This is a genomic window from Pediococcus pentosaceus ATCC 25745, assembly GCF_000014505.1.
Classification (GTDB): Bacteria; Bacillota; Bacilli; order Lactobacillales; family Lactobacillaceae; genus Pediococcus; species Pediococcus pentosaceus.
In genome coordinates this window covers 1433156-1445578 of the sequence record NC_008525.1, presented here as the reverse complement: position 1 = coordinate 1445578, position 12423 = coordinate 1433156, and the positions used below count along the sequence as shown (strand labels likewise).

The 12423-nt window shown below is 38.1% G+C and carries 13 protein-coding genes and 1 other annotated feature; of the genes, 12 read left to right on the top strand and 1 reads right to left on the bottom strand.

The annotated features are described in order from the left end of the window. Positions 1–14: 14 nt before the first annotated feature. Positions 15–992, top strand: coding sequence for a serine hydrolase domain-containing protein (locus PEPE_RS07130; RefSeq protein ID WP_011673687.1), 978 nt, complete (start codon positions 15–17; stop codon positions 990–992). 17 nt (positions 993–1009) lie between these two features. Continuing rightward, positions 1010–1636 carry a redox-sensing transcriptional repressor Rex gene (locus tag PEPE_RS07125; protein WP_002833282.1) on the top strand — a complete coding sequence of 209 codons (627 nt, stop codon included), beginning with the start codon at positions 1010–1012 and terminating at the stop codon, positions 1634–1636. A gap of 76 nt (positions 1637–1712) precedes the next feature. Here PEPE_RS07125 and asnA read toward each other — a convergent pair whose 3' ends face one another. Then, positions 1713–2720 (bottom strand): aspartate--ammonia ligase, encoded by a 1008-nt coding sequence (asnA, locus tag PEPE_RS07120; protein ID WP_011673686.1) that lies wholly within the window; start codon positions 2718–2720, stop codon positions 1713–1715. 60 nt (positions 2721–2780) lie between these two features. Beyond that, positions 2781–3030: a binding site (T-box leader), on the bottom strand. 111 nt (positions 3031–3141) lie between these two features. Between asnA and PEPE_RS07115 the strand changes: the two genes are divergently transcribed. The 10 genes from PEPE_RS07115 (at position 3142) to purN (ending at position 12421) form a co-directional block, all read left to right on the top strand. Further along, the gene (locus tag PEPE_RS07115) at positions 3142–3639 is read left to right on the top strand and encodes a cysteine hydrolase family protein (RefSeq protein ID WP_011673685.1); all 498 of its coding nucleotides are present in this window, start codon (positions 3142–3144) and stop codon (positions 3637–3639) included. A 218-nt stretch (positions 3640–3857) separates the two neighbouring features. Continuing rightward, a complete protein-coding gene (gene purE, locus PEPE_RS07110) occupies positions 3858–4340 on the top strand; it encodes a 5-(carboxyamino)imidazole ribonucleotide mutase (protein WP_011673684.1) in 483 nt (160 codons plus the stop codon). Then, positions 4324–5463, top strand: coding sequence for a 5-(carboxyamino)imidazole ribonucleotide synthase (purK, locus tag PEPE_RS07105; protein WP_011673683.1), 1140 nt, complete (start codon positions 4324–4326; stop codon positions 5461–5463). Before purE ends, purK begins: the two co-directional genes overlap by 17 nt. Beyond that, the gene (purC, locus tag PEPE_RS07100; protein ID WP_011673682.1) at positions 5463–6191 is read left to right on the top strand and encodes a phosphoribosylaminoimidazolesuccinocarboxamide synthase; all 729 of its coding nucleotides are present in this window, start codon (positions 5463–5465) and stop codon (positions 6189–6191) included. The genes purK and purC overlap by 1 nt, the downstream gene beginning before the upstream one ends. After that, positions 6184–6438: a phosphoribosylformylglycinamidine synthase subunit PurS gene (purS, locus tag PEPE_RS07095; RefSeq protein ID WP_011673681.1), complete on the top strand. Its 255-nt coding sequence runs from the start codon at positions 6184–6186 to the stop codon at positions 6436–6438. Before purC ends, purS begins: the two co-directional genes overlap by 8 nt. A 2-nt stretch (positions 6439–6440) precedes the next feature. Continuing rightward, a complete protein-coding gene (gene purQ, locus PEPE_RS07090; RefSeq protein WP_011673680.1) occupies positions 6441–7115 on the top strand; it encodes a phosphoribosylformylglycinamidine synthase subunit PurQ in 675 nt (224 codons plus the stop codon). 17 nt (positions 7116–7132) lie between these two features. Further along, entirely contained in the window at positions 7133–9340 is a 2208-nt protein-coding gene (gene purL / locus PEPE_RS07085; protein ID WP_041526973.1) for a phosphoribosylformylglycinamidine synthase subunit PurL, read from the top strand. Continuing rightward, positions 9325–10794 carry an amidophosphoribosyltransferase gene (purF, locus tag PEPE_RS07080; RefSeq protein WP_011673678.1) on the top strand — a complete coding sequence of 490 codons (1470 nt, stop codon included), beginning with the start codon at positions 9325–9327 and terminating at the stop codon, positions 10792–10794. Before purL ends, purF begins: the two co-directional genes overlap by 16 nt. Then, a complete protein-coding gene (purM, locus tag PEPE_RS07075; RefSeq protein ID WP_011673677.1) occupies positions 10794–11843 on the top strand; it encodes a phosphoribosylformylglycinamidine cyclo-ligase in 1050 nt (349 codons plus the stop codon). The genes purF and purM overlap by 1 nt, the downstream gene beginning before the upstream one ends. Then, positions 11840–12421 (top strand): phosphoribosylglycinamide formyltransferase, encoded by a 582-nt coding sequence (purN, locus tag PEPE_RS07070; RefSeq protein ID WP_011673676.1) that lies wholly within the window; start codon positions 11840–11842, stop codon positions 12419–12421. Before purM ends, purN begins: the two co-directional genes overlap by 4 nt. Positions 12422–12423: the final 2 nt, after the last annotated feature.

The window sequence follows — 12423 nt, the reverse complement described above, 5'->3', positions numbered from 1 at the left end:
GTGGGTGAATAAATATGACTGAGCAAATGTATCAAGTTCATCAAGTTATTAAAAAGGAAATTGAAAATCATAATATTTATGGTGCTTCCTATAGCTTGATTACGCCAAAAGAAATTGAAAATCGTTATGAAGGTGTCCAAGGAGAAGGACCATCTGCCGTTTTATTAGATCCTTCAATGATTTATGACCTAAGTACAATGACAGAGGTAGTTGCAACCACAACTCGAATTTTTCAATTACTTGCAATTCGAGAAATTGGCTTAAAAGATCCAGTCACTAAATATTTACCTGGTTTTTCAAATCGAGATATTACGATTCTACATTTATTAACCCATACTAGTGGATTACCAGTAACGGTTAATAAATCGAAACATTTTACAGGAATCGAATTTACTAACGCACTATATTCTGTCGGTCTAGATTTTAAACCTGGTGAAAAAATGCAAGTTTCACCACTTAACTTTGTGGTGCTAGGAATTATTATTCGAACAGTAGACGGTTCCATTGATCGTGCTGTTCAAGATCGCATTTTATATCCACTAGCAATGACTAATACTGGTTTTAATTTAAACCGTCCTAAGGCTCGCTTTGTACCAACTAGAAAAGATGCTAAGCGAGGACAAATCCAAGGACAAGTTGAAGATCAATTGGGCTTGTTGTTGAATGGAGAAAGTGGTTACACTGGATTATTTTCAACCTTGAATGATTTAACAGTATTTGTTGAAATGATGTTAAACCGTGGTAATTATCAAGGAAAAGAAGTCCTTGATCCACAGCTATTTGATACGATGGAAAAATTCAACATTGATGGGCAATCACTTGGTTGGAGTCGTTTTAGCGCCAATGCTGACGTATTTTATGGCAGTAGTCCAACTGGGGTTATCGCATTTAATGTTAAGAAAAAACAAGGTATGGTCGTTCTTCATAACTTTGTGGAAAATAATCAAGTTCATGCCAAAATGTTAACAGGATTATTAAAGGTAATTCAGTAGAAAAGGTGGAAGAAAAAATGGATGATAATAAAATCTCATTGGCAACAACTCGTCGTTTACCATTATACTACCGTTGCTTGAGTGAACTAAATGAAAAAGGCGAAGATAAAGTCTCTTCAGCCGTTTTGGAACGGTTATTAAAAATCGACGCTGCAACCGTACGTCGTGATTTTTCTTATTTTGGTCAAATGGGGCGACGTGGATATGGATATGATGTGAAGATTTTATTGGAATTATTTAACGACGTTTTAAAACAAGATACAGCTGCTAATGTTGCCATTGTTGGTGTAGGTAATTTGGGGCATGCGTTAATTAACTTCAAGTTTCATAAGACGGGCAATGCTCGGATTAAAATGGCATTTGACGTTAATCCTGAGGTAGTAGGTACGATTCAAAGCGAAGTTCCGGTCTATGATATTAATGAAATCAAGCAACGTGTTAGAGATGAGAAGATTGAAGTAGCCATTTTAACAGTGCCTAATTCACAAGCACAACGGGTTACCGATTTACTTGTAGAAGCAGGCATCAAAGGAATTATGAATTTCACCACTGAAATTATTGATGTACCTTATAATGTAACTATCCATGATGTTGATTTATCTCTAGAATTACAAGCCTTGATTTACTCAATGGATCAAGATTAAAAAATACAAAAAGCTATGACTCAATTTCTAAACGACGGATAAGTCGCTTATTAAGTCATAGCTTTTTTATTTTAGTTTATAAAATATGAATTTGATTTTCTTCACATTGATCAATCATCGATTGAGGCCAGACACTAGCTTGAACTTCACCAACATGGGCTTTACCTAATAGCAACATGCAAAGACGTGATTGACCAATTCCACCGCCAATGGTGTAGGGCAGTTGATGATTCAACAACATTTGATGATAAGGGAGATGGATTCGATCCTCTGCGTTAGCTATTTTTAGTTGTTTTAGCATCGACTCTTCACTAACTCTGATTCCCATGCTAGAAATTTCAAGGGCTTTTTGAAGAGGTTCATACCAAAATAAAATATCGCCGTTTAATTGCCAATCATCGTAATCTGGTGCGCGTCCATCATGACGTTCACCACTTTTTAGCGTCCCACCAATTTGCATTAAGAAAACGCAACCCAGTTCTTTACAGATGGCGTCCTCGCGTTCTTTAGGAGTTAATTTCGGAAAACGATCCTCTAATTCTTGGGTAGTGACAAAATGAATTTGATCAGGAAGATGATAGACGGCTTCAGGATATTTATACCAAACTTCGTGCTCCATGTGTTTGATTACTTTAAAAATTGTTTGAACTGTTTCTTTAAGGGTAGTTAGATTACGCTCACTTTGATCGATAACTTTTTCCCAGTCCCATTGATCAACATAGATGGAATGAATATTATCAAGATCTTCGTCTTTACGAATGGCATTCATATTAGTATAAAGTCCACTGTGCATCTCGAAATCAAAGCGTTTCAAAGCAACTCTTTTCCATTTAGCTAGAGAGTGGACGATTTCGATGCTGGTTTCAGGCATATCTTGCATAGAGAAGGAAACTGGGGTTTCAACTCCATTTAAATTATCGTTTAACCCAGTGGCACTAGGAACGAACATTGGTGCAGAGAGACGTGAGAGGTTGAGTTCTTTTCCAAATTCATCTTGAAAAGTTTCGCGGATGTAGCGAATGGCCTCTTGGGTTTGACGTACTGATAATTTTGGATCGTATGATGCAGGAATAATTAAATCCATAATTGATTCTCCTTTAATAAATTAGATTTTAAGGATAAAAGAAAAAGCCTTTCATCCATGACAAGGGACGAAAGACTTTCCGCGGTACCACCCAAGTTGCCTATATTTAATAAGCCACCTCAATAAGAGTACAAACATACTCCTCCGATTGGTAACGTACCGGTCACGTCTAAGCCTACTTTAGCCTATGCTATTTCAGTTAGAAACTAAGAAAGTGTTATTCAAAAGTATCAGGGTCTGATTGGGTTCCCACTTATCCCAACTCACTGACAGAATGATAAATTCTACTCGTCTCTCTTTTTGTCTTCATTGATTTTTAATTTGATTATCATATTATCATAAGAAACTGAAGTTGTAAAACATAAATTTGTTGACAGATAAATAAAAAAGCGTATTTTAAAAATAAAACTAGGTGGAAAGTATGATAACTTCAGATGCATTGTTAGTGATTGATTTACAAAATGGAGTATGCAGAGGTAGAACAGATATTGATCATTTAGAAAAATTAATTTTACAAGTAAACCAATTAATTCAGTGTTATCGAAAAAAGGAAAAAGAGATTATTTTTATTCAGCACAACGAGGTTGGATTAGTGTGTGGCTCTACTAATTGGAAAATTCTTCCTGAAATAAATAACAAAATAACAGACATTTATGTAGATAAAACCCATGCTAACTCTTTTTATCTCACTAATTTAGAAAAAATTTTAAAAAGCAAAAACATTCATTCAATCGAGATTTGTGGGGCTCAAACGCAATATTGTATTGATAGTACAGTTAAAATGGCGCATGGACTAGGCTATAACTTACAAATGCAGAAAAATGGTACAACAACTTATGATAATGAATTTATGACTGCTAAGGATACAATCGATTTTTATGAAGATATTTGGAAAGATCGCTTTTTAAAACTATATTAATTTCCAAAAAGCTTTGATGTAGCTAAATACTGCATTAAGGCTTTTTTTTATTAATTTCCGAGCTTTTAATTAACGTATCGAACTGTTTATTTTTAAAAAACGAACTTTTTATTAAAAAATAAAATAAAAAGTTCGTAAAATATCTTGATAAAACTAATTTTACTTGTTACACTGAACTTGAAATTTGATACAGCATTTAAATTTGGAAGGGAATTGTCATGAGAAAAGTCGCAGTAGTTATGGGTTCAATTTCTGATTGGTCAACCATGAAACTGGCCACAGATATACTTGATGAATTTGAAGTCGATTATGATCGTCATATTATTTCAGCACATCGGATGCCGAAAGTATTACAGAAGTTTGGTGAACAAGCACAAGAAAATGGATATGCCGTGCTGATTGCAGGAGCTGGCGGAGCAGCTCATTTACCGGGAATGTTAGCAGCCAACACAATTTCACCTGTAATTGGGGTTCCTATTGAAAGTCATGCATTACACGGAATGGATTCATTACTATCAATTGTCCAAATGCCTAGTGGAGTCCCCGTTGCGACTACGGCTATTGGGAGTGCAGGTGCTAAAAATGCCGCTTTATTAGCAGCTGAAATTTTAGCGTTAACCGATAAAAAAGTTGCTGAAAAATTAATTGAATTCCGTCAAAAACAGACTCAGGAGGCTATTGAGAGTGAAAAGCAATTCTGAAAAAGGGATTATTTTACCACCGGCAACAATTGGGATTATTGGTGGTGGACAGTTAGGTCAAATGATGGCGTTAGCGGCTAAAGCTATGGGATATAAGGTGGGGGTTCTAGATCCTACGCGAGATTGCCCAACCAGCCAAGTTTGTGATTTTCAGATTGTAGCCGAATATACTGACCATCACGCCTTAATGCAAATGGCGGAGCAGAGCGATGTTTTAACTTATGAATTTGAGAATGTTGATTTAGCTAGTTTGAAAGTAGCACAAGAATTGGTAACCATTCCGCAGGGAACCAACTTACTAGCTATTACTGGAGACCGAATCCGAGAAAAAAATTTTTTGAGTAGTCATGGAATTCCGGTTACCTCCTATCAAGTTGTTGAAAAGCCTACTGATTTAGAAATGGCAATTGCTAAATTAGGTTATCCAAGCATTTTGAAAACTAGTGAAGGAGGTTACGACGGACATGGACAACAAGATATTAATTCCGAAGCGGATTTACTTGCTGGACAACGTTTAGTAGCCCAAGCTCCATGTATATTGGAACAACGTCAAAATTTTACTAAAGAATTATCTGTCATGGTAACGCGCAGCCGCGAAGGAATCGTCCAATGTTTTCCAGTAGCCGAGAATGAACATCAGCACCACATTCTACATCAAAGCATTGTACCAGCCCGGGTTTCTCAAAACGTACAAGATAATGCTCGAAAAATTGCTCAAAAAATTGCTCAGAAATTAGAACTAAGGGGCGTTTTAGGAATCGAATTTTTTATGCTAGAAAATGGCCAATTATTGGTTAATGAAATGGCACCAAGGCCACATAATTCGGGACATTATTCCATCGAAGCATGTAATATTTCGCAGTTCGAAGCCCACATTCGGAGTATTTGTGGATTGGCTTTACCAAAAGTCACACAAACTACACCAGCGGTGATGGTAAATCTTCTCGGGCAGCACCTTGAAGCTGCTCGTCAGAAGTTAGTTCAAAGACCCGATTGGCATTTTCATGACTATGGGAAAGTCGAAAGTCGAGTGAATCGAAAAATGGGACACATCACAATATTAGGTGATATTCAAAAAAGCTTAGATTCAATTAAATCAGAAAACATTTGGGAGATAAAATAATGAAGAAGACCACGTTGATTAAAGAAGGCAAAGCAAAAAGACTTTACAATACAGATGAAAAGGATTTGGTGTGGGTTGAATATATGGATCAAGCAACTGCCCTAAATGGAAAACGTAAAGATCACATTGCTGGTAAAGGTGAATTGAATAACCAAATCGATTGTATTTTATTCGAGCAATTAGTTGCAAAAGGGATTCACACGGACTTTGTCCAAAAACTTTCAAACAACGAACAATTGAATCGTAAAGTAAAAATTATTCCACTAGAGGTAGTCGTGCGTAACGCGGCATCAGGCAGTTTCCAACGTAAGTTTGATGTTTCGTATCTACAAGCATTTGACCAGCCTGTTGTGGAATTTTTTTATAAATCTGATGAATTAGATGACCCATTTATTAATACTAATAAAGCAATTGCGTTGAAAATCATTGACTTAGAAGAGAGTCAACGATTGGAAAAGATGGCGTTAGAAATTAATCAAATTTTAAAAGAACGCTTTGCTAAAGCCCATTTGCAACTGGTTGATTTTAAGGTTGAATTTGGTAAAACCGCAGATGACGAAATTGTATTAGCAGATGAAATATCACCAGACTCATGTCGCTTGGTTGATTTAACAACTAAAGAATCACTTGATAAAGATGTTTTTCGTAAAAAAACTGGAGATTTAGTGACCGTCTATCAGGAAGTTTTAAATCGCTTGAATAATTCACAGGAGGAAGTTCATGGATAACGCCAAAATTTACGTTACTTACAAAGAATCGATCTTAGATCCCCAAGGAGAAGCAATTAAAACAGCGTTACATCGATTAAACTACGAAAATGTTAAAGCTGTAACTGTCGGAAAATATTTTGAAATAAAAATTGAAGATCATGGTCAAAATATTGAAGAGCAAGTTAGAAAAATGAGTGATGAGCTACTAGCAAACATTAACATGGAAACTTATCGATTTGAGATTAGCAGGATTGAGGAGGACTAGCAATGATTTACAGCATTATTCGTTTTCCAGGGTCTAATTGTGATTGGGATATGTACTATGTTTTGCGCGACGTTATGAACGTTGAGCCTCAATTTGTGGACTATCGCGAAAAATCCTTACCGCAAGATACAGTTGCAGTCTTAATTCCAGGCGGTTTTTCATATGGTGACTACTTACGAAGCGGCGCAATCGCACGTTTTTCTCCCATCATGGATGCTGTAAAAAAATTTGCCTATGCGGGAAACCCAGTAATTGGAATTTGTAACGGATTTCAAATTTTAACCGAAGCCGGGCTGCTTCCGGGGGCCTTGCGATCGAATGATAGTTTGAATTTTATTTGTAAACCACAAAAATTAGTGGTTGAAAATAATCAGACTATCTTTACCAAACGTTTTGATTTAAAACAGACCGTAATGTTTCCCATTGCCCATGGTGAAGGTAACTATTATTGTGATTCGGCTACTTTACAAGACTTAAAGGATCATCATCAAATTGTTTTACGTTATCAAAATAATCCCAACGGAAGTACAGACGATATTGCGGGAATTATCAATCAGAAAGGCAATGTGCTAGGGATGATGCCCCATCCTGAACGCGCTAGTGAAGCCGTCCTAGGTGGCGAAGATGGCAAAATGCTGTTCCAAAGTTTAATTGAAAGCATGACGCAAAATGTTTAATTAAAGGAGTTTTCGCAATGATGAAGGAATTAACACCTACCGAAATTCGAGATCAAAAATTGTATTTGCAATGGGGGATAAGCGAAGACGAATATCAGAAAATCAATGATGCTTTAGGGCGCCTACCTAATTTTACAGAAACGGGTTTGTTCGCTGCGATGTGGAGTGAGCATTGTGCATATAAAAATTCTAAACCCCTCTTAAAACAATTTCCAACAACGGGTTCACAGATTTTACAAGGGCCCGGGGAAGGAGCTGGAATTGTTGATATTGGTAACAATCAAGCGGTGGTCTTTAAAGCAGAAAGTCATAATCACCCTACGGCAGTCGAGCCTTATCAAGGAGCGGCTACTGGAGTTGGAGGAATTATTCGTGATATTTTTTCCATGGGAGCGCGTCCGATTGCATTAATGGACAGTTTACATTTCGGTGAATTGAATGATGCCCATACTAAGTATCTTGTTGACCAGACAATAGCTGGAATCGGCGATTACGGTAATTGTATGGGAATACCTACAGTAGGAGGGGAAACGACCTTCGATACAATTTATCAAAACAATCCAGTCATGAACGCAATGTGTGTGGGGTTATTGGATATCAACGACCAACAAAAAGGAGCGGCTGCTGGTGTAGGTAATGCCATTTACTACGTGGGGGCTAAAACGGGACGTGATGGAATTCAAGGAGCCATTTTTGCTTCAACCAAATTTAGTGACGAACAAGAAACGCAACGTTCAGCCGTCCAGGTTGGAGATCCTTTTGCTGAAAAACAACTAATGGAAGCGTGTCTAGAACTGATTCATAACCATTCCGAATATCTAGTGGGAATTCAAGATATGGGAGCAGCGGGGTTGATTTCATCATCTGCAGAAATGGCTGCTAAAGCTGGATATGGAATGCATTTGAATTTGGATTTAGTTCCACAACGTGAAGAAGAAATGATCCCTTATGAATTAATGCTATCTGAATCTCAGGAACGGATGCTGCTCTGTGTCAAACAAGGATTTGAACCCGCAGTTGAAGCACTATTTGCTAAATACGAGAGCGAAGCAGTAAAAATTGGTGAAGTTACTGCAGGTGACCGCTATCAATTAACCTTTAAGGGCGTTCAAGTTGCTGATGTACCAGTGCATGCTTTGGTGGATGAAGCCCCAGTTTACCATCAACCAAGTCAGAAACCTCAGCATATCAGTGAAACTAAAAAGCAACAGTATCAACCTAAAATTGAAAATTTAACTAAAACCTTCCAAGCGATGTTGCAACAACCCACAATTGCGCATAAAGGTGCTATTTTTGAACGGTATGACTCTCAAGTTCAAACTAATACAATTTCAACGACACAAAGTGATGCGGCAGTGGTTCGTATTCGAGGAACTCAGAAAACTTTGGCGATGACGACCGATGCTAATCCGCGTTATTTGTATTTAGATCCCTATTATGGTGGACAAATCGCGGTCAGTGAGGCCGCTCGAAACATAGTTGCTACAGGTGGAATACCATTGGCAATTACCGACTGTTTGAACTTTGGTAGCCCCGAAGACCCAGAAAGTTTCTATGAATTAGAACAGGCTACTAAAGGGATGACGGAGGCTTGTAAATTATTTGATACACCCGTCATTTCAGGTAATGTCTCACTTTATAATGAATCCAACCAACAACCCATTTATCCAACACCAATGGTTGGAATGGTTGGTTTAATTGAAAATCCAGCTTGGATAACAACCATAGATTTTAAAAAATCTGGTGATTTAATTTATATTTTGGGAGAAACAACAGCAGAACTTAATGGTAGTGAATTACAAAAAATGCAACTCGGACATGTTGAAGGTCCATTATTTAATTTCGATTTACGCTATGAACAGGAGCAACAAGAATTGTTGACTCAGTTAATTCACGCGGAACTTTTGAATAGTGCGCATGACTTAGCCGAAGGTGGCTTAGCCGTTGGTTTAGCTGAATGCGTGTTCGCTAGTGAGTTAGGATGTGACGTCAAGACTAATTTAACAGCTACAGAACTATTTGCCGAAAATCAGGCCCGCTTTATTGTGACGATTGCTCCAGATAAACAAAAGATTTTTGAAGCACAAGTGGCAAACAGAGCAACTTTAATCGGCCAAGTTGGCGGTAAGCGGATCAAAATTGCAACGATGGATGATGTAATTGATGTTGATTTGAAAAATACTAAGGAGAGTTGGAAGGGAGCCCTAGCATGGCAGCTGAATTAAAGGGTCTAAACGAAGAATGCGGTGTTTTTGGTATTTGGAATGATTCAGAAGCTGCCCAACGGACCTACTTCGGACTTCACAGCTTACAACATCGAGGCCAAGAAGGTGCTGGTATTGTCGTTCGTAATCAAGAAGGACAGTTGAAAATTCATAAAGGAAAGGGGCTTTTGGCAGATGTATTTAGATGTCCCGATGATTTGGCACAGCTAATTGGGCCGAGTGCGATTGGTCATGTGCGCTATGGAACAGCTGGAAACCGAGGAATTGAAAATATCCAACCGTTACTTTTCCACTACTTACAGGGGGATGTGGCGATGGCCCATAATGGTAATTTAACCAATGCAGTTAGTTTACGACGCGAATTAGAAAAAAGTGGTGCTACTTTTCAATCTAATTCTGATACGGAAGTACTAATGCATTTAATTCAGCATCAAAAAGGTCCAACTTTTATTGAAAAATTAAAAGCGAGTTTAAAACAAATTCAAGGTGGATTTGCTTACTTAATCCTTACCAAAGATGCACTGTACGCGGCCCTTGATCCGAATGGTTTTCGGCCCTTAGTAATTGGAAAATTAGCTAACGGTTCGTATGTTGTTGCTAGTGAAACCTGTGCTTTAGATGCGGTCGGAGCAACCTTGGTTCGAAATGTTGAACCGGGACAGTTAGTTCAAATTGATCATCATGGGCTCCAAATTAGTAATTTTACTACTAAAACCCAGTTATCAATTTGTTCGATGGAATACATTTATTTTGCGCGACCCGATTCAAATCTTTATGGCGTTAATGTTCATCTCGCTCGTCAACGGATGGGTCAACGATTGGCAAAAGAAAACCCCATTAAGGTCGATATGGTGGTGGGGGTGCCGAACTCTTCGTTATCAGCAGCATCTGGAGTGGCCGAACAACTAGGCGTTCCCAATGAAATGGGATTAATTAAAAATCAATATAGTAGTAGGACTTTTATTCAACCGACCCAAGCACTACGTGAACAGGGAGTGAAGATGAAATTATCTGCATTAAAAGCAGTAATTGCGGGGAAAGATGTGGCATTAGTTGACGATTCAATCGTGCGGGGTACCACCAGTCAGTATATTGTGAAAATGTTAAAAAATGCAGGAGCTAAGTCGGTGCATTTGATGATAAGTTCTCCACCACTTAAATATCCATGTTTTTATGGAATTGATATTGAACATACACGTGAATTGATGGCTGCTAATTATACGGTAAGTGAGATGTGTCAGAAAATTGGAGCAGATTCACTGCATTTTTTGAGCCTGCCAGGTTTAATTGAGGCGATTGGTTTACATCAAGATGCCCCTAATGATGGCTTATGTGTAGCGTATTTTGATGGTAAATATCCCACCCCCCTTTATGATTATGAAAAAGATTTTGAGATCCCTAAAACAGCTAACGACTTTACATTATCAGCAATGGCCCAAGTGGAGGAAAAATAATGGTAGAAAGTGCTTATGAAAAAGCAGGTGTGAATATTACAGCTGGTGAAGAACTTGTAGCTGATCTAAAGCAAAAATTAGGTGCTCCAGACCCTCATGTTCTAGGCGGACTTGGCAGTTTTGCTGGATGTTACCAGTTATCAAAAGATCAATTGGATCAGCCGGTTTTAGTAGCGGGAAGTGATGGAGTGGGAACCAAAGTGCTTTTAGCGGCCCAGTCAGGTCAAGTTGAAACGATTGGGCAAGATTTGGTTGCCATGTGTGTAAATGACTTATTGGCGCAAGGGGCGTTGCCATTATTCTTTTTAGATTATTTAGCACTATCACATTTAGAGAAAAATCAGGTTCAAAAGATTTTAAACGGAATTTTAAAAGCCTGCCAAGCTCAGTCAATCACCCTGTTAGGCGGAGAGACAGCTGAAATGCCTGGAATTTATCAGAAGCATCATTTTGATTTAGCGGGTTTTGCTGTGGGACTAACTGCTAAACGTAATTTACTCCAAGCAAAAAATGTCCACAATGGAGATTATTTAATTGGCCTTCCCTCCAGTGGATTACATAGTAATGGTTATTCGTTAGTTCGTAAAATTTTATTTGAAGATCATGATTTCCAATTTGATGATCAGTTGGCAGGATTAAATGGTAGTTTGATTGAAGAATTGATGCAACCCACCCGTCTTTACGTCAACGTAATTCGGCCTCTTTTAAAACAAAAATTGGTCAACGGAATCGCTCACATTACCGGTGGAGGATTATTAGATAACGTTCCGCGAATGTTACAAGATCAGCAACAGGCTGAATTTAAGTTGGATAGTTGGGAAAAGCCGACAATTTTTAAAATCCTAGCGGAACTTGGAAAGCTATCCCAGACAGACTGTTATGAAACTTTTAACATGGGGATTGGGATGGTACTAGCTGTTAGCCCCGACAATTATGCCAGAGTGGTAGCAGAACTTGAACAACAGAAAGAAACATATTTTAAGATTGGTAAAGTAAAAAAACGGGAGAAAGATGCACCAGCGGTTTACCTTTCAGGAGGGAGCAGATGATTAATATTGCAGTTTTTGCATCAGGAACAGGGACTAATTTTATGGCATTATACCAACATATTCGAGAAACAAAAGTTCCCATTAAAATTGCATGCTTAATTTGTGACCAACCCAATGCGCCGGTTGTTACTAAAGCTGATGAGTTAGGAATTCCAGTCTGGACCCACCGTTTGAGAGAATTTGAAGATAAAGTGAGCTATGAAAAGGCGATTTTACGTGAGCTAAAAAAATATAATTTAGCATTAATCATTTTAGCTGGGTACATGAAGATTGTTACCAAAGTTTTGTTAGAGGCTTATCCACATGCCATTCTTAATATCCATCCAGCGCTGTTACCATCGTTTCCGGGGCGCCATGGAATTGAGGATGCGTTTGAATATGGAGTAAAAATTACGGGAGTAACGATTCACTGGATTGACGGAGGGATTGATACTGGCCCGATTATTGCTCAGCAACCTGTACCGGTTTTACAAGGGGATGATGTAGAGCATTTAGCTCAACGTATCCATCAAGTTGAACATGATTTATATTTTAGAAGCATCTGCCAAGTATTAAAACAGAGAAAGTTGATTAACTAAGG